The 18504-nt window shown below is 41.8% G+C and carries 15 protein-coding genes; 10 read left to right on the top strand and 5 right to left on the bottom strand.

Annotated features, from left to right (window positions below):
* Positions 1–52 precede the first annotated feature (52 nt).
* From ED312_RS09685 to ED312_RS09645, 10 genes are all read left to right on the top strand, one after another.
* Positions 53–772 (top strand): CPBP family intramembrane glutamic endopeptidase, encoded by a 720-nt coding sequence (locus ED312_RS09685; RefSeq protein ID WP_123215824.1) that lies wholly within the window; start codon positions 53–55, stop codon positions 770–772.
* Positions 773–833: 61 nt separating this feature from the next.
* Positions 834–1346 (top strand): TolB-like translocation protein, encoded by a 513-nt coding sequence (locus ED312_RS23765; protein WP_170164486.1) that lies wholly within the window; start codon positions 834–836, stop codon positions 1344–1346.
* Positions 1346–1939: a PD40 domain-containing protein gene (locus tag ED312_RS09680; RefSeq protein WP_170164485.1), complete on the top strand. Its 594-nt coding sequence runs from the start codon at positions 1346–1348 to the stop codon at positions 1937–1939. The genes ED312_RS23765 and ED312_RS09680 overlap by 1 nt, the downstream gene beginning before the upstream one ends.
* A 3-nt stretch (positions 1940–1942) precedes the next feature.
* The gene (locus ED312_RS09675) at positions 1943–3655 is read left to right on the top strand and encodes a serine hydrolase domain-containing protein (protein ID WP_240643076.1); all 1713 of its coding nucleotides are present in this window, start codon (positions 1943–1945) and stop codon (positions 3653–3655) included.
* 46 nt (positions 3656–3701) lie between these two features.
* On the top strand, positions 3702–4403 hold the full coding sequence (locus ED312_RS09670; RefSeq protein WP_123215799.1) for a hypothetical protein: 702 nt from the start codon (positions 3702–3704) through the stop codon (positions 4401–4403).
* A 3-nt stretch (positions 4404–4406) separates the two neighbouring features.
* Positions 4407–5870 carry a serine hydrolase domain-containing protein gene (locus ED312_RS09665; RefSeq protein WP_123215798.1) on the top strand — a complete coding sequence of 488 codons (1464 nt, stop codon included), beginning with the start codon at positions 4407–4409 and terminating at the stop codon, positions 5868–5870.
* Between the two features lie 7 nt (positions 5871–5877).
* Entirely contained in the window at positions 5878–6453 is a 576-nt protein-coding gene (locus ED312_RS09660; RefSeq protein WP_148044266.1) for an NUDIX hydrolase, read from the top strand.
* Between the two features lie 260 nt (positions 6454–6713).
* Positions 6714–8033: a serine hydrolase domain-containing protein gene (locus tag ED312_RS09655; protein WP_123215796.1), complete on the top strand. Its 1320-nt coding sequence runs from the start codon at positions 6714–6716 to the stop codon at positions 8031–8033.
* A gap of 4 nt (positions 8034–8037) precedes the next feature.
* A complete protein-coding gene (locus tag ED312_RS09650) occupies positions 8038–8724 on the top strand; it encodes a DUF4386 domain-containing protein (protein ID WP_123215823.1) in 687 nt (228 codons plus the stop codon).
* 168 nt (positions 8725–8892) lie between these two features.
* A complete protein-coding gene (locus tag ED312_RS09645) occupies positions 8893–9165 on the top strand; it encodes an FG-GAP repeat domain-containing protein (protein WP_123215795.1) in 273 nt (90 codons plus the stop codon).
* Positions 9166–9527: 362 nt separating this feature from the next.
* On the opposite strand, the gene ED312_RS09640 is transcribed toward ED312_RS09645, so the two are convergent.
* The 5 genes from ED312_RS09640 to ED312_RS09620 form a co-directional block, all read right to left on the bottom strand.
* Positions 9528–9764: a hypothetical protein gene (locus ED312_RS09640; protein WP_123215794.1), complete on the bottom strand. Its 237-nt coding sequence runs from the start codon at positions 9762–9764 to the stop codon at positions 9528–9530.
* A gap of 447 nt (positions 9765–10211) precedes the next feature.
* Positions 10212–12290 carry a CehA/McbA family metallohydrolase domain-containing protein gene (locus tag ED312_RS09635; protein WP_123215793.1) on the bottom strand — a complete coding sequence of 693 codons (2079 nt, stop codon included), beginning with the start codon at positions 12288–12290 and terminating at the stop codon, positions 10212–10214.
* 215 nt (positions 12291–12505) lie between these two features.
* Positions 12506–13840, bottom strand: coding sequence for an alkaline phosphatase family protein (locus ED312_RS09630; RefSeq protein ID WP_240643075.1), 1335 nt, complete (start codon positions 13838–13840; stop codon positions 12506–12508).
* An 8-nt stretch (positions 13841–13848) separates the two neighbouring features.
* Entirely contained in the window at positions 13849–15252 is a 1404-nt protein-coding gene (locus ED312_RS09625) for a tetratricopeptide repeat protein (protein ID WP_123215792.1), read from the bottom strand.
* 11 nt (positions 15253–15263) lie between these two features.
* Complete coding sequence (locus ED312_RS09620) at positions 15264–18389, bottom strand: TonB-dependent receptor domain-containing protein (protein WP_123215791.1); 3126 nt, start codon at positions 18387–18389, stop codon at positions 15264–15266.
* Positions 18390–18504: the final 115 nt, after the last annotated feature.

Below are 18504 nucleotides of genomic sequence, written 5' to 3'. Positions count from 1 at the left end.
TCCCGATGATCCCGATAATTATCGGGATCGGGAGGCTAAAAACAGTATGGACATGACAGGAAATACCACACAGAATACCAGTAAAACAAAAACTTTAACTGTTTTTATCATAACCATCATTTTGGGTTATATACTTTTTATAATTCCCGATATATTCTTCGGGATCACCAAAATTGGCGGGGGCAAAATTGGTATCAACTTGTTATATATAGCTCTTTTTCAGCTTTTATCCGTGACGGCCCTGCTCTACCTGTCCCTCAAAATCCTGAAAAAGGACTTCAAATACATAGGACTCAGGTTTGAAAACCTCGGAAAAGATATTTTATCCGGTGCCTGTTTCGGGGTGTTATGGACTATCCTTCAGTTCGTTTTCATTATCCCCAACACCGGCGGGATCAACCGCCCGGATATCTATGATATGTCGGCAATGTATGACGGAAGTTTAGCGGGGACGCTTTCGTTTGTCGCTTTGGGAGTTATTGGCGGCGGTATTACGGAAGAACTTTTTAACAGGGGATATTTTATCAATATTCTTAAAGATGTTTTCAAAAATCCCAAAACCGGGCTATGGATTTCGGCAATTCTTTCCATTATACTTTTTGCACTGGGTCATCTGCCTGTAAGCGTATTGGATTGGTTTGATATCCTGGTCCCTACAATAATGTACACTTTGTTATTTCTTTTCACCAAAAGATTAACGGCATCGATAGTAGCCCACGGCATTTATAACATGTCGGCTATTATACTGACTTATTATATGTATTTTAAATAAAAAAAGGAGGATCTTAAGCAGCATATTAAGACTGGAAACAATAAAAAAATACAGCAAAGTAATGGCAGTGGTTATTGTCCTGTGGATCATCTTATATGCCTGCTCTACGTCTTCAGATAACAAAAAATATTTAGGGCAGGCCCCTCATTCGTTGAAACCGGAGGTGTTTGCATCGGGCCTTATTTCAAAAAAAGGGGAATCGGAATTCGGGTCGGTTTTCAATAAGGAAGCTAATGAATTTTACTATGGGGCAGACATAAACGGCAGATCGGAAATTCGTTTCACTACACTGGAAAAGGAAACCTGGGGCCCGCCGCAAACACTGTTGTCTAATGAAAAATACAGTTGTAACGACCCTCTCCTTTCACCTGATGAACAAAGATTGTACTTTATATCCGACAGGGCTGTTGACGGACTTGGTACAAAAGACGATTACGATATATGGTATATAGAAAGGGATGGAAACAGATGGAATACAAAAATGATAAATGCAGGGCCTCAAATCAACTCCGGAAAGAACGAATATTATATGTCGTTCACAACGAACGGGATATGTATTTCTCTTCCAACATAATGGCTCCCGAAAAAAGGGAACACAACTATGACATTTATGTCTCCGGATATGGCAAAAGTATTTTTCAAAAACCTAATGTGCTAAGCAATTCAATAAATACGGAAGCTTACGAAGCCGATGTATTTGTTGCCCCGGATGAATCCTATATCATATTCTGTTCCATTAGAAAAGAAGGTTATGGTAAAGGTGATCTGTACATCAGTTTTAGGGAAGATGGGGGTAATTGGTCAGAAGCCAAAAACATGGACCCGCAAATCAATACAAAAGTCATGTTTTACGAAACCCTGGCTCATGATATTTATAATCACCCGGTAAAACATATTTACCTGTGCCATGACAATGCCATTAATGCCGATTATTTAGCCGAAATTATATCACTATTAAAACAAGAAGATTACAAGATCGTAAGCTTTGAAGAAGCTCTGGCCGACCCCGTGTATGAACAAAAAGATGCTTATTACAAAAAATGGGGCATCAGCTGGCTGTACCGATGGATGGACACACAGAAAGAACGCATTAAACGGATGAAACAAGAACCGGATCTATCCGGGATTGAAAAACTATACGAAGATATACAAAAAAAGAATCATTAGGATATGAAAACCCTGACAATGAATGTAAAACCTTTTTTGGCGCTTCTGCTTCCGGTAGTGCTTTCTTGCTGTTCTGCGGAAAACTCAAATTTTCAGACCGATGAATTAATCGGAGTATGGTCAGGCTTATTGTTTCAAACCGAAGCAAAATTCGATTCTTTGATAATATTACCTGCAAATAACCCGACAGAAGCCAGGCTTTATAAAAATTCTGAAAAAACAGCTTATCCAATCTTGCGGAAAGGAGAAAACCTGAATTTCAAAGATTCTTCGGGCCTTCGGTTTGATGCTTTTCTGTCTGATGACCATAAAATTCTTAGTGGGGTCCTGACTCATGATTTATGGGCGCAAGATCTGAATTTTGAAAAAAAAGGAGATGCATGGGTCTCCAAGGTTTATAAACCCGAAATAATTGACACCGACTATATCGTCTATCTGGAATTTTACAAAGACTCCGATGAAAATGTACAAGCCTATATTCAAAGCAATAAGGAAAACAGGGAACTACACTTCACCATTGAGGAAGTCCTGATTGAAAAAAACAATATTGATTTCAGGATAACCAACGACCGTTTCGGGATTTCAGCGGTGTATCATTCAGGAAAAAAGAATATGGTTCTTACGTATGGCAATGCAGGTGGGAAAAGGAAAATACAATTGAGAAAGCTTCAAGCTGATGCACTGGAAGGTTATTTACCAAGATCCCCGAAAGAAAAGTACCGGTATAAAATACCAAAAGCTCCCGATTCCTCTATGCAAACGGCTTCTTTGGAAGATGTGGGTATTGATATGTCACTGGTAGGTTTCATGGATAAAATGACCGGTAATGAATATAAACATATTCATAGCATTATAATTACCAAGAACAAAAAACTCGTGTTTGAAGAGTATTTTCACGGGTACGACAGGGAATACCTCCATGACATACGATCTGCATTCAAATCAATAGCATCGCTGGCCCTGGGCAGGGCAATGATGAAAAACGAGGAGTTGAAAGTTGAAAATGCCATTCTTGACTATTATCCCGATTACAAAATAAATGATACACAAAAGAAAAAGATTACCGTTTATCACTCCTTGACTATGAGTACAGGGATAAAACCGGAAGATGAGGATAAAATGCAATGGGAGCATAATGATTGGGTAGGTTACAAATTAAACCTTCCCATGAAACATGAGCCCGGCAAAATATTCGAATATTCATCCGGAGGCAGTAATCTGTTAACAGGGGTTATTGAAAAATCTGTCGATACCTACCTCCCCCTTTTTATTTATGAGGAATTATTGTTGCCCATGGGAATCAATAAATTTCAAATGCTGACATCCCCGCAAGGGAGAGGATATCTGGCCGGTTCATTTTTCCTGCGCCCCATTGATTTTACCAGGTTTGGGTTGTTGATGCTCAATAACGGAAAATGGAATGGAAAACAGCTCATTGCAGAATCATGGATTGAGGAATCCGTTAAATCCCATATAAAAGGGAATTGGCCCAAAAACTCCGGTTACGGGTATTTATGGAGGTTATGGGAACGAGAGATAGGAGGAAAAAAGATGAAAACTGTTGAAGCCTGGGGTAACGGAGGTCAGTTTCTGATAATAATTCCTGAAATTGAAATGACCATCACCATAACAGGTGGTAATTATAACCTATTTCCGGATATGGAAGAAATACCGTTCTCAATTTTGGATAAGTACCTCTTACCGGCTGTTAAATAAGAATAGACTGTACATTGTCAATTGTGACCCCATCAAATCAAAACATATGAAAAGACATCTACCAACAATCAACTTCATCTTTTTAATTGTATTGACTTGCTTTTTCTTTTATGACAGCCATGTCAATGACATTAAAACATTCAAAGAAATTCAAGCGGAAAGGTTGAGCATAATCGGACCTGATAAAAATTTATACATTTCGATTAGCAATCCTGAAAGGCAAGCATTGGCCACTACCCACGGTATTCCACATAATCCGGGTTCAAAAAGAGATTTGCCGGGAATACTATTCTTTAATCGCGTAGGTGATGAAGTGGGAGGTATTTATTATGACGGAACTGATGAAGAGAATTTTGCAGGCATCACTTTCGACCAGCAAAAAAATGACCAGATAATGGCCATCATGAAAAACGAATACCTGGAAGAAGGTGAGTGGAAAAGATGGTATGGAATGTTTTTTAGGGAACGCTCAGACTCCATACGGGTTGAAAAATTGTATGATCAATTTCTTGAGAGGACGAAATCAATGACAAAAAAGGAAAAAGATACTGAATATTTGAAATTCAAAAAACACCTGGACTCCGAAATTAATGTGTACAGAATGTTCCTGGGTCATGAAGAAAACAAAAATACCGGCTTGTTTATATATGATTCAAAGGGAAAGGAACGGATTAAAATTTATCTAGATGAATCGGACAATACCCGGTTTGAGATTTTTGATAAAAAAGGAATTAAAACAACCTACTAAAAAATGAAAAAAACACTTCTGATCGTTCTGATCGTCTTTTCCGCCTGCAAGCAACAAAAGAGCTCGGAGATCATACCGGCAGCATTACATCATGATTCCATATCTCAAATAGAAGGTATCGAAAAAAACCTGGCCCCGGTGCATTACCTGAAGGGCAGGAATCATAAAAAGTCGATACCTCAGCTCATGCAGGAGGACAATATCCCGGGAGTGAGCATCGCATTTTTTGATAACGGGAAAATTTCCTGGCAAAAAACATATGGGTATTCCAATCTGGCAGATTCCATAAAGGTCACTCCAAATACGGTCTTTAACGGGGCCTCGTTAAGCAAACCCGTGACTGCAATGGCAGCCTTAAATTTAACGGAACAAGGCGTTTTAACCTTGAATGAAAACGTCAATAATTACCTCGAAGGATGGAAAGTTCCCGACAATAAATTCACTGAACATGAAAACGTAACCCTCAGGCGACTTATTGGCCATACTGCAGGTTTTGAAAGATATGTACAGTCATCCTTTTTCCCCCATGAAGAATTGCCAACCATAACCCAGATGCTGGCAGGAGAAAAACCTTCCGTTGACCCGGCGGTTTCCGTAGTCTATGTTCCCGGACAAAAACAAGTATATTCAAACCCGGGCTATTCCGTTATTGAAAAACTTATAGAAGATGTCACGGACAAGGAGTTTAATGCCGCCATCACCGATCTGATATTTGAGCCGTGCGATATGACCCATAGTTCATTCGAACAGCCTGTCCCGAACCGCCTTTCAAAACAAATGGCTACAGGATATTCCGATAAACAGGAGCCCTACCCTTACAAACTGTTTCCCTTTAAAGCGGCCGGGGGCATCTGGACTACCCCTACCGATTTAGCGAAATTTTTATTGACAGTACTGGAAGACCATCATTCGGGTACGAATACCATCCTGTCTGAAAATATGACAGACAGTATATTTACTAAAACCCCCGAAAGATTAGGATTTGCAAAGATTTACAATAACGAAAGCCGGGACATGCTCTTTGAGCACTGGGGAAGTAATTCTGGATTTACCTGTTATATGGTCGCGTCACTTGATCGTAAACAAGGTGTGGTTATTATGACCAACAGCGATAACGGGATGTCCCTGATGAGTTATATCACCAGGGCAGTCGCAGTAGCATACAACTGGGACTTTTTACAACCCAAGGTGTTTGATAGCATTGCAATGGGCGAGACAGCGATGAAGAGGTTTACGAGAAAATTTAAAGGAGGAAGCGAAGTACTGGGGTTTGAGGTCGTTGAGGGAGCCCTTCACTTTTTAAATGAGACAGCTACCACTTCAAAACTTGTTCCCGTAGCAGAGAACACATTTATACAGCCGGATAGCAATACACTTTATGAGTTCTTAAAGAATAAAGAGGGCGAAGTGAAATATGTTCGTATGACAAAGGCAGATGGATATAACAGCGATTACCTTAAACAATAAAATAACGATGAAAACATTCATTTTAATGTCCCTGACCGGCTTTCTTGCTTTTTCTAACCCGGGATATTCGCAAGAACCTCCGCCTGTCAACCAGACAGTCATCAGGCTAACCATAATTAAGGATACTGATAAAATCCTGATGCGGAAAACACCATACGGCTGGATGACACCGTCTGTTTATTACAAAGAGAGACAGACTATCCGTGAGGTTCTGGATAGTATTTCGGAATCGTATGGGATAACGATTTCCGAACCGTTTTTAAAGGGGCTTTTTACCTATAAATACGAATTCAAACCCACGGCCGATATGCGTCAACTGTATACGGCACACTATGAAAGCGGCACCTTGAAATCACCTTCGGAAAACGAAGAAGTTTTTTGGATGCCTGTCAAAGAGGCCCTGGAAAAACTGGAGAACACGGTTCCTTCTTTAAAACAGATGACCAGACAAACCATTGAATTCCCTGAAATCCTTTGGGGAGGTTCCTTCATCCTTTTCAGGGAAAACAACAAACTGAATTCAAGAATCGAAGAGGATTTTTACACTTTAACAATACGTCCTGTCAAGGATGTTCAACATTAATTCATTTAGAAAGTCTATGAAATAAACTATATCAATCATGACATCATCAAATCGAAAAACGACAATAGCAGCCTTATTGCGGTGTTTTTTTCACTGCTCGGGAACCACAATGCTCAACAAGATAGTTTCAATCCCCATACAACATATCATCCGGATAGCTTAAAAAACTTGACCACGGATATATTTGATGAAATCGGTGAAAATCATCCCGGCTTCTATCGGCATCCTAGTATATCACCATAAAAAAGAATAAGAAAAACATGACTTTTTTCAAAACTTTATTACTCACTATAATAACAACGCATATAGGGTTTGCCCAAAGCGTAGATGCTCAAAACTTAGATGAATATTTCAATACACTTGAAGCCAACAATAAATTTATGGGCAGTATCGCAATTCTTAAGCATGGCAATATAGTGTACTCGAAACAAGTTGGTTACTCAGACCCTGATTCGGAACAGAAACCTGATCGTAATACCAAATACAGAATTGGGTCCATATCTAAAGTATTTACAGCAACACTCGTATTTAAAGCTATTGAAGATGGAAAAATAATACTTAATGAAACTATTGATAAATATTTTCCGGAAATAGAAAATGCAGGTAAGATCACCATTTCAAATCTACTAAACCATAGAAGTGGTATTCATAGTTTTACAGACCATAAAAAAGAGTTTTTAAGCTATCATATCCATCCGAAAACAGAAAAGGAAATGATTGAGATCATTGCCAAGGGCGGTAGTGATTTTAAGCCAGATAAAAAAGCGGCCTACAGTAATTCAAATTACGTGTTGCTATCCTATATCCTGGAAAAACTTTATAAAAAGTCGTATGCCCAAGTTTTGGAAGATGAAATTACCAGGCCGTTAAACTTGAATAATACATTTTTCGGGAGAAAAATAGATATAGAGAATAATGAATGTTATGCGTATCGTTTTGAGAAAAATTGGAGAAAAACAGAAGAAACAGAACCGTCAATCGATATGGGTGCCGGAGGCATTGTATCAACACCAACTGATTTAGTTCGTTTTGCAGAAGCACTATTCAACAACGAAATACTCTCACCGGAAAGTCTCGCGAAAATGAAAACCATTCAGGACAAATTTGGAATGGGACTTTTCAAAATTGAATATTATGATAAAACAAGTTATGGCCACAATGGAGAAATAGATGGGTTTTCTTCTGTTTTAAGATATTTTCCGGATGATAATGTGGCTTTTGCCATTACCTCCAATGGTTTGAACTACAGCTTAAACGCAATTACGGTAACTATTGTTAACAGTCTTTTTAATAAACATTTTAACATTCCCGATTTTAGGGTTTATGAACCAAAAGCTAAAGAGTTAAATCAATATTTAGGAGTGTATTCCAGTAACACATTTCCAGTAAAATTAACGGTAACCAAATCTGGTAATCAATTACAACTACAGGCACCCGGAGATTCTAAAATGAACTTAGAAGCTACGGCCACAGGGGAGTTCAAATACGAACCTGCAGCTATCTCCATAGTGTTTGATGTGGATAAAAACCAAATGCTCATAACACAAGGAGGCAAAACCAATGTTTTACATAAAGAATAAGGATATGAACCCATTAAAGAGTAAGGTAAAATTAGCCGGATTGCTTATCATACTAGGAATGGTAGCAGGCATTCTTAGCATATCTCCAGCAATAGATTCTCCCGCTTATTTAACAGGCGCAGCTGCCGGTTCAAACCGGGTAATCATAAGTGCTCTTTTTCAATTTGTTCTGTTCCTCACCTATTTGGGTTTTGTACTTTTACTGTACCCTGTACTTAAAAGGTACAATAAAAGTTTAGCCCTGGGCTTTCTGAGTTTTAGGATCACAGCCGGTGTCATATTGATTCTGGGAATCGTAATATTATTATCAATATTGGCTCTGAGCCAGGAATTTGTAAAAAGTCCTTCGGAAAACAGTATGGTGTTTGAAGCATTGGGTAATGTGCTTAAAATAACACGGGATTATATAAACCATGTGTTTATGGTATTGACATTAGGTATGGGTAACCTCATGCTGTATACACTGCTTTTTAAGGCAAAATTAATCCCGGGATGGATCTCTGTCTGGGGCATTTCAGGCACTGTGCTATCCGTATTGGCAAGCGTTTTACTCTTATTTAAGATAGTTGATGTAATAACGCCCGAATACCTGGTTTTAAACGTCCCAACTGCACTATTTGAAATTGTCTTCGGATTTTGGTTAATATTCAAAGGTTTAAATCCACGGGACAAATCGGCAGAAGTAGTATAACATGGTATAATGAAAGGAAGAAGTATTGTTGACCATAATAATTTCGGATTATAATAAATCTCCTATGCACACATACTTCAAAAAATTGATATTCATTGTATTTTTTGCGTTTTCCTCTATGGGAATATCGCAGGAAGTTTCATTTTTTAATGCCGACGGTTTTTTTCGATCGGCACCCGATCCAACCGAACGGCATCAATCACCCTGTCTGATATTGACCGAGATGGGGATTTAGATGCGCTCGTGGCAAACGGCCGTGACTGGACCGAACAAAATTATGTGTTCTACAACGATGGAAAAGGTGGTTTTAAACAGGCGCAGCCCATAGGGAAATTTTTAAATGCTTCATACGCCATGGTAAGTGCTGATTTTAATAATGACGGATTTATGGATATCGCAGTCGCCAATGTGAAGCCGGAGAATTCACCGAAATCGGATTAAGAGAAGATTTAAAAGACGATACTTATAAAATAGAAACCGGGGATCTGAGCAGTGACGGATTTCCCGATATTATAGAATCGAATTCCGGTGCCTGGAACTTATATTACCGAATGAGGATGATAAAGGGCAATTAAACCTGGAACCATATGAGGCCCTTTCAGAAGTAAGTTTGTACGTTAATTTTTCAGTAAGAATCAGTTTCGAGTACTTTTCTTAATTGATCAGGCTCCTTCCCTGTTTTCCTTTCAACAACCCGCACGTCATGATCACAGCTCACTTCTTGCGGAGCATATCGCTTTCAGCCATTCATCTTTGTTAACAGCATAACGGATATACATCTTTAATTTTCCCTACACAATTTATCATCTGTTTGTTCGTCTTTTTAATTCATCACGAACAGCATTGTATTTGCTCTTTATAAACTTATCCTCTTTGTTGGGATGCATGCTCAATAGCATAACATGGAGTGTTCTCACATCATGAGTGTTTATATGATGATCAACAAATTGATTAAACTCTTCATAATCACTACTTTCTATAATTTCTCTTACCTTAAAAAAAACTTCGTCATACTTGTCGGTGTTTTGGTGTGTTGCCATTTTATGGGGTGTTTTAAATTTATACCAATACTCCACAGTATATTTAAACGCAAAAAAGACGTAAAACATATAAATAGATGAAAATTACCTGCCATAACAGGTTAAAAGCATACGGTAAGTCCGGGATTGAACTATTGTCTCAGAAAGTCCGGATTCTCAATATGTGTTGTCGTGGTAGAAATTACAGGGGTTGCTTTACAAAGTAAGTAAAAAACAAGGAGTTACACATTAATTTAAAGTAAATAAAATTCTCCCTTTCTTAAAAAAGGTCCGCATTATTAAAAAATGCCAGTCTCTATTGTGAGAACAACGAAGATCCGCCGGGAATTGAAAATGTCAATCAGAAGCTGATCCGGACCTTCTCCCCGAACAGCAGCAACAAAAAATCCTTTCCCGTCACACCGGTATGTTTTGTTTTAACGTAACCGGTACTTATCCGCCCTGATTTCAATCCTTTAAATAAACGGTTTGAGTAAACGCGCCATTCACGGCAACATCCCATACTTCAACACGTACCCATTTTCTCCCTGACAGATTAACGGAAAATTGAAATTCTTTGGTTCCGAAAGCCTTTGTATCATCCAGATTAATCCGTTCTTTAAATACTTTTTCTCCATCTCCGGATACAATATTTATAAAGTTTAAAGGGAAGGTCCAGTCCACCGTCAAAGCAATATCGGCCTCTCCGTTTTTAGCTGCTTCAACGGTTTGCCCGGAAGTTTTCTTGTTTACCGAAAACGATGGTATCAGTATTTCTCCGGTAGTGGAGAAGAACCTCCCTTCGATCATCGCATCCAGTACCGGTTGCCACCCTTCTTCAAAATCCGGCAAATGGTCCATTTGTAAATAATTAATATTCATATGGGCATACATTTCATTTTCATGGGTAACCGTGAAAAGATCTGATTCTGCTATAACTTTCTTCTTATGCCCCCAATTATTCATATCGTCCAGTAGATCCAAAACCCGTAATCCCGATCTCTGTTCGGACAAATCGGCCGGCATTGCTTTCCATGCACCGCCCAGGAAATGGTCAGAACGGAAAAAATCTTCATTCTTATACTTATCAGGGTACCCTGTAGAACCTTTAATTCTGGGATGTGCAGTCCATGCCAGCCCGTTTTCCAGTTCCAGCAGGCGCAGCATTTCTTGTTTATCTTTTACCCGGTATACTTTTCCATAGGTTGTGTCTTCGGTAAGAAACGGCTTGTTTTCTTCCCTGCTCATGATCCAGTAAACAGGCTTCGGAAATATCGCCATCCAGTGGCCACCCAGAAATTCATTCGGTTCTTCTCCCGGAAGCAACAGGAAACCGGCATCAGAAAGGCGCCTGCATTGTTTAAACAGTGCGTCCAGTTCTGATAAACGCTGATGGTCAGGGCCTGTCGGATGGGCCGTGTAATGAAACTCCCCCAAATGCACGATATCCACCCCCATTTGTTTAAAAACATCCACAAATCCGGGCTGCTCCGGAACGGGTGTATCGGCCATGACCACATTCATTATAAACTCGTTATGAAAATGGCTGGCCATAGTTTTATAAGACTTTAGCGGAACATAGGTGTCCGCATGTGTATACTCCTTAACGGAATTCATCAGTGTTTGTGATCCGTTGGTGCCCAGCAAACAAAAAAAGTTAAGTCTTTGTTCCGTTCCGGGAGGTGCATTAAACCATGGAACAAATCGGTGATCTCCCTCCGGATCCTGCCTGATACCAATTCCGTATTCCGGAATCATTTTTCTGTAATTGGACCCGTACCAGGTAAATTTTAAGTTAAATGCTTCATCCAACGGGTAAAAATACTGGTGAGGAGGGGGAAAAACGGCAATAGCTCCCTTTTTCGAGTTGCCAATGATCGTCCTGTACTTTACCGCCTCGTTCGTGCTCGTATCTTTTGCGGACGGGCTAATTTCCCGGAACTGATTGTCATTATTGATAAATGAAACCTTTTCCCAGGCCTGTTCCCCGGCAAGCCCGGCATCGTAGAGTATTGCCGTACTGTCTTTCGGGGTAGAAACCACCGCAGCTATATTCAATAACGGCTGACCGTTGTAAATCGTAATTTCAATATTCCCCGTAAAACCCGGTGCCGTTATTTCTTCTATTATAATTTTGGTCCTTTGTCCTCCCTTAGTGACCTTCAGATCCTTTTTACTGAATTTCAGCACGTGGGACGTATAGGGCCTTTCGGGCACTTTATCGAAAAAGACAGTCCACCCGTTTTCGGGTTTTAAAGTTCTTTTTCCCACATTAATGATAAAAGCGGGATCGAGCTCCTGCACTATCTCTTTTAAATTGCCTTTTTCAACTATTCCCATACTGCGGAACAGCGGTTTACCTTCTTCAAGATTGAGTACCATTCTGGCCTCGCCGGCATCTGCCAATGGCCATGTGATCTCCAGATTGTTTCCGGTATGGCTTAATTTTGTTTTATTTTCTTCCGGATTATCAGGTAGTGAAACAGGAATTTGTGCCGTTAAAAGCAATGTCTGTAGCAGGAATGCAAATGATAAGGGGCTTTTCATATAAAATATTTGATCGGTTAAAAGTCAAAAATCCTATTCGGACCCCCCAATATACAAAATACAGCCAAATCACTCTGTACCTTTGTAGGCGGAGATTTTTAAGCCTTTAAACGAGACCGCAAAAAAACTCTCTTTACGGCCAATCCGCACCACCCGAACAGGACCGGAAAAATTCCGGCCCTGCATGTGGTGAAAGGTTCAACCGGATTATTGCATTATTCACTTTCGGATACTTCCAGTATTCCGGGATATACCATTCCTTTGGCTCCGGGCAGATCCATATCGAGCAAAAAGGCTATTATGGCCGGGATGTCTTCCATTTGCATAAAAGAAATGCTCTTAGCGTGTTTAAATCCTGCTCCGTATGCTATAAAACCGGTATAGATATTGTGAAAATCCGGGTAGTACCCGTGTTTTCCCCCGGTACCGTTATTCAATAGTGGTCCTTCGGTTTTATTGTCAAAATAAAACCCGTCACCGGCGGAAATGGCAAGATCTACCCCCGGGTCGCTCTCCATCTTTTTTAATTTTTCTCCCTCTATGACCCGGAACAGGCTCCGTTCGCTGAGCGGCAGATTGCATAAAAGATGTTTTACCTTTTCAATGGTCCTGGTATCTTTTTTATCTTTTACATGTAAAAATGCGGCTCCCCCGGCAGAAAAGAAAAATGCTTTATCCCCAAGATTATTTTCCTTCAGCCATATATTGGGCGAAATACTGGTATGGGTACTTACAAAACCATGGTCCCCGGTAATAATCAATGCTGTATTTTCCAGGATACCCGCCCGTTCCAATGCATCATATATTTCTCCAACGACATAATCTGCACCGGCGATGGCCCGTTTCACCTGATCACCGTTCCTCCCGGCACGGTGCTGGGCCCCATCGGTATTGGGCAGATGTAATGTTAAGAGATTGGGCTTGTAGCGCTCCACGATATACGCTGCTATCCGCCCCAAATTGGCATCCATACGTAATGAAGTCAGGTTGTATTCGTTCATTCCCAGGGTTCCGGTAGCGTTCTCTACCACTTCCTCGAACAGCCCCTTCGGGTTGGCATAACTCGAAGTTGCCCCCCGCCTGTCTACAGGGTTCTTCATAGACCATATTTCGGGAATATTGTAATCTATATACGGATTATTTACAGTAACCGGCCATGAAACGGAAGCTGTGCTCAATCCTTTTTCCTTAGCTGCCTGCCAGATCGTTCTCGCCTTTATTTCTTTAAAATCATATATCCAGCCTTCCGGCTTACCGTTGTCTCCTACTTTCGTATTATAGTAAATACCATGCCCGGCAGGAAAAACCCCGGTGGCCAGAGTAGTATGCGACGGATAGGTGACAGAAGGAAAAATGGTGCGGACTTCATCGGCATAAACACCTTTCCGGGCCAGGATACCCATATTTGCCGTAGGCCAGCTTTCTTCCTTATAAAATTCCGGCCGAAATCCGTCTATACTTATTAATACAACATGTTTAACTTCCTGTGCATTTACCGGTAGTATACTCAATACCAGGCTGTGCAGTACGATTTGTATAAAATATTTCATCACGGTATTTAAAAGAACGGAATTACTTCCGCCGAGGTTTTGTTCTCTACAATCACTTTATTCATATCCGTTGTCACGGTGATCTTTCCGGCAGCATCCGCAGTAAAGTTGTCCAATCCTCCGCTTCCGGGAATAAAAGACGGGATCTGGGCCACGGTATAACTATCCGGCACGTTGGGATTATTATCCTGCTCGGTCTGCGAAACCGGGTATCTGATCCCCAGATCGGTAAGCCTCCTGCCTTCCCCGATGAATATCTCCTGACGAAGCAGGTAAATTTGGTAAAGAAGTTCGTCTGTGGTAGTGGCCGCTGCGATGTCCTCTTCCGTTACACTGGTACCGGAAATAGTATGTACACGGATATCTCCTGCCTGTCGGTCAAGAACAAAACCTTCGCGATACGGACCGGCACTGTCAAACCTGACAGGCACCGCGGTGAGCGGATAATCGTCACGGTTACCGCCGTTTCTCGTTTCCCCGCTGTCGTCAACAAGGATTACCGGGCGTTCGGAAACCAAAGAGAGTAAAGACCGTAATGCCTCTTTTGCCCCGGCATTATTCTGTTGTGACAGGAGGGCTTCCGCTAGAATCAGGTAGGCTTCTTCGGCCTTGGCCAGGGCCACCGGTTTCTGATCGGCCTCCGGTGTCCCGACCGAATAGTATTTGGGATCGAGAAAATCCAATCTCGGTAACGGTGCCAGGCGATTGGGCAATGCATCAAAAACCGCATTCTGCATTTCATTGCGGACACCATTCTGCCCGTCAAATTCTATTTGATACAATAATGACGGACTGGATAAAGAAGCCTGTACTTCTTCTATGGCAAGGGCTGCTTCCCCAAGATTGTAATATACTCTTCCTTTTAAAAGGTGATACATGGCTATTTTCTCCGCATCACTTTCCAGGTTAAGGGCATCGTCCAGGTTCTGAAGGGCCCGGTTCAGAGTTTCTTCCGGGGTGCGTACTTCACCCAGATGACCTTCCGGCAAACCGGTAAATAATTCCCCTCCCAGAATATTGGCATATGCCTGGCAGAAAAACATAAAGGCCTCGTCTTCGGGAGTAGATGACGCATCGGCAGGGATTATTTTATCCAGGCCGTAAACCGCCATTTCGCGAAGTGCTTGTACATCTGCCTGTAAACTATTGACATCCAGATCAAAATAGTCTATCTGCGGTACGTCAAAGACTTTGCTGTATTGCGAATAATTATTAAAATAATTATCGGAAGTAATTGCTACATTTACGTTTACCGAATTTGTGGTTACGGCCAGCCGGCGTTTCAGCCCTACGACCCAGCTCCTTACCGAATTCGGATTTTCCAGGTACACCTCTTCGGTAACATTCGGATTTTCCACACAAGATACCATGCAGATAATCAGGAGCAGCAGATATATACTTTCCTTTTTCATTGTTGCTTTTTTTAAAAGTTAATTTTTACAGATCCGAGAAATTGTCTCGGGGCAGAATAGGTGGCATAGGAAATCCCTCCGGTACTCGCTCCTCCCTGTCCCTGGGCCGCCCCGCTGATAGTCGCTTCCGGATCGAATGTTGAGGCTGCAAAATTGAAAGGGTTCAGTGCGGTAATACCAAAAACCACCGATTTGTAGAGTTGTTTGTTTTCGGGTTTCATGTAATATGATATCCCTATGGTCCGTACTTTCAGAAAATCTGTCTTTTCCACAAAACGATTGGTGATATTCAACCAGTTACTTCTGCCGTTGGCGTCTATTTCTCCTTGGGGGACAAACTGTTCTGAAGCCCCGTAATAATAGCGGAACTGGGCATCCCAGTTGGCGGCATATCCTCCTGTCTGGTAAGAAGCATTACTGAATAAACTGAGGTTTTTATAAGAAAACCGGAGTCCCAGATTCCCGAACAGAGTAGGTATGGTAGAACCGAGATACGACTGCGGGGTTGTTTCTTCGAGAACCCCGTTCTCATCAAAAACACCGTAGTTTCCGCGTATAAATCCTACCGGATAGCCTTCCTGCACCACAGTCTGCAGCGTCCGGGAACTGAATCCGTTTATGTTAAATGCCGGCGCCCCTCCCGCATCGATAACTTCATTGTGCAACGTGTTAACGGATACATTAAAACTAAGAGAAATATCTTCTGTCTGTACGGGAACTACATTGGCACTGAATTCAAACCCGTAATTTTCTATCTCACCGATATTATATAGTTGACTTACGGTATATCCGCCGGAAGGTGCCGGCGGGACATAGAAAAGAGCATCTTTGGTAAGGGCCCTGTAATATCCGGCCGAAAGGCTGAGCCTGTTATTCCACAAAGCAATATCCACCCCGGCTTCGGCAGTTGTCGTTTTTTCCGGTTTCAGATTGTCGTTACCCGGTTTGCCGAAATAAGCAGCCTGATCGCCGAGAAACCCGTCAAAAGAAATAGTCTTTTCATTGGCGTACGCAGGCGGTAAATTTCCTGCTATTCCATAACTGGCACGCAGACGCAGGGAAGTAAAAAGTTCTGATGTAAACCACGGTTCGGAAGAGAGGACATAGGACAACCCTGCTTTCGGGTAAAACTGCGTACCTATATTATCTCCGAAAGCCGGGTTCCGGTCTCCCCGGATCCCGATGTCAAGGAACAATTTATCGTCGTATCCTATATTTTCCTGAAAATACACGCCGTAATTGAGTACTTCACTCAGAAATTCATCGCTATCCTTAATGGCCGCATCACTGATGGTCTGGGCACCGTCGCGAATATTCGTACCACTATACATGATCTGGCGGTCCCTGGTCCGAAAAAACTGGCTCCCGAGTGTAGAGATAAACGAGAAATCCCCCGTTTCGTAGGTATGTTGTGCGGTGAGTTCGAGGGTTATGCCGAGGTAATTGCGCTGTATATTCTGGATACTGCCCTGGTCCGTAATTTCCTGCCCACGGGTAGCGGTCAGGTACGCATTGGTCTGCACCGTGTTTTGTTCCTGCATCCGGAAGTCCAGTCCGCCTGTAAATCTGATCAGCAGATTGTTCATCGGACGATATTTGAATATCTGCGAGGTTGTGAAGCGGTTAACGACAATATTGTTGTCCTGTAGTTTTTCGGCAGTGTCCACAAATTCCTTAATCTCCCGGAATTCTTCATCCGATAGCTCATCGAGCCGGTTATTAAAACCAGGGCCGGTGATAGAAGACGCCCCGTCTTCGGCAAACCAAAGCCCGGTATAACCGCCCTGGTTACCATTGCGGTTTCTTTTATATTTGTTATATACATAGATAAAAGAACTTTCATAGTCCACATTATCGGCCAGCCGGGCACGGAATCCGGTACTGAAATCGGCTTTCTGATTTTCGTTCTGGTCGTGTATCTGCACCCCGGAGCTATTACGGAAACTCCCGGAAAAATTATAACCGAAACCACTTTCGCTCTCCCCGTTGATGGTCAGTTGGTATTTCTGGTATGCTCCTGTCCGGAACAACAGATCTTTGGTCCGGTCGAAATACAGGAAATCGGTTGTAGGCGTTTCAAAACCTACTTCCGTCCCCACGGTGAGGTTGGTTCCGGGTCTTCCCCCCTTTTTGGTAAATATCTGGATAACCCCGTTAGCGGCATCCGATCCGTAGAGCGTGGTTGCTGCTCCCCCGTTTATATACTCTATTTTTTCTATATTATCCATCGGAATATCGGCTATGGCACTCATGGAAGCCCCCTGCGAAGTCCCGCCCAATGCCGATTGGGTGTTGAGGTTATCCAGGCGTACACCATCCAGGTAAATAATAGGCGTGGAATTCAGAAAAGCAGAATTCACTCCCCTTGCCCTTATAATAGAAGTGGCCCCGGCCTGTCCCCCGGTAAGGTTGATCTGTGCGTTGGGCAGTTTAGCTGATAACTGCTGGTCTATACGCTGTGCCGGTAATTGTTCCAGTTCATCCGAACCGATAGTGGTAACTCTGGTGGACAGGCGTTTTTTACGCACATCCGCTCCCTGTCCTGTTACTACTACTTCATTCAGACTCTCAAAAGAAGGTTCCAGGCGAACCAGCATATTATTTACCGGGGCCTCCACGATCTCCGTATACATCCTGTATCCCAGGTAGGATACATTGAGTTCAGCGGGAAAAGACCGGATAACCAGTTCAAAATTTCCATCGATATCCGTTACGGTACCCGAACCGGTTTTCTCTACAAACACATTGGCACCAAAAACGGGTATATCATTTTCATCCAGAACCTGGCCGCTTATTATATGTTGCTGTGTTTTTGAGGTAATTGTCTTTCGTTTTAAAGCTATGGTATGTCCTTCAATAAGATAAGAAATGGGGGCCAGGCGTTCCAGGTTGTTCAGGTTTTCCCGGATTCCCAGTTCCTTTTTCAGCGTATAGTCCTTTACGGTGATGTCCCTGAAATTATCGGGGTTATAGACAAAGTTTATTTCCCGGTAATTTGCTTTCAGGAGTTCGAGGATCGCACTTAGCTTTTGTGTTTCATAAAACACGGTTGAAAAATTGGCAGCAGTAGCTGATACGTGTACCGAAAAAATGATTACATACCATATTTTCGGTTTAAGAAATTGTTTTAGTTTCATCTTTATTACTATGTTACAGATTGTTTTGGCTGTCACAAGGGCCGGTAGTGACAGCATCTACAGTAGTTCAGGCCATCCTATTTCAGGGATGACTTTTTCTTTGGTTTTACTTGAA

This window comes from Sinomicrobium pectinilyticum (assembly GCF_003725735.1).
GTDB classification, from domain to species: Bacteria; Bacteroidota; Bacteroidia; order Flavobacteriales; family Flavobacteriaceae; genus Sinomicrobium; species Sinomicrobium pectinilyticum.
This window is presented reverse-complemented; position numbering and strand designations above follow the sequence as displayed.

What these genes read in the sequence shown, in the direction of transcription:
- ED312_RS09685 (WP_123215824.1), top strand. Translation starts at nt 53, where the DNA reads ATGACAGGAAATACCACACAGAATACCAGTAAAACAAAAACTTTAACT.
- ED312_RS23765 (WP_170164486.1), top strand. Translation starts at nt 834, where the DNA reads ATGGCAGTGGTTATTGTCCTGTGGATCATCTTATATGCCTGCTCTACG.
- ED312_RS09680 (WP_170164485.1), top strand. Translation starts at nt 1,346, where the DNA reads ATGGCTCCCGAAAAAAGGGAACACAACTATGACATTTATGTCTCCGGA.
- ED312_RS09675 (WP_240643076.1), top strand. Translation starts at nt 1,943, where the DNA reads ATGAAAACCCTGACAATGAATGTAAAACCTTTTTTGGCGCTTCTGCTT.
- ED312_RS09670 (WP_123215799.1), top strand. Translation starts at nt 3,702, where the DNA reads ATGAAAAGACATCTACCAACAATCAACTTCATCTTTTTAATTGTATTG.
- ED312_RS09665 (WP_123215798.1), top strand. Translation starts at nt 4,407, where the DNA reads ATGAAAAAAACACTTCTGATCGTTCTGATCGTCTTTTCCGCCTGCAAG.
- ED312_RS09660 (WP_148044266.1), top strand. Translation starts at nt 5,878, where the DNA reads ATGAAAACATTCATTTTAATGTCCCTGACCGGCTTTCTTGCTTTTTCT.
- ED312_RS09655 (WP_123215796.1), top strand. Translation starts at nt 6,714, where the DNA reads ATGACTTTTTTCAAAACTTTATTACTCACTATAATAACAACGCATATA.
- ED312_RS09650 (WP_123215823.1), top strand. Translation starts at nt 8,038, where the DNA reads ATGAACCCATTAAAGAGTAAGGTAAAATTAGCCGGATTGCTTATCATA.
- ED312_RS09640 (WP_123215794.1), bottom strand. Translation starts at nt 9,764, where the DNA reads ATGGCAACACACCAAAACACCGACAAGTATGACGAAGTTTTTTTTAAG.
- ED312_RS09635 (WP_123215793.1), bottom strand. Translation starts at nt 12,290, where the DNA reads ATGAAAAGCCCCTTATCATTTGCATTCCTGCTACAGACATTGCTTTTA.
- ED312_RS09630 (WP_240643075.1), bottom strand. Translation starts at nt 13,840, where the DNA reads ATGAAATATTTTATACAAATCGTACTGCACAGCCTGGTATTGAGTATA.
- ED312_RS09625 (WP_123215792.1), bottom strand. Translation starts at nt 15,252, where the DNA reads ATGAAAAAGGAAAGTATATATCTGCTGCTCCTGATTATCTGCATGGTA.
- ED312_RS09620 (WP_123215791.1), bottom strand. Translation starts at nt 18,389, where the DNA reads ATGAAACTAAAACAATTTCTTAAACCGAAAATATGGTATGTAATCATT.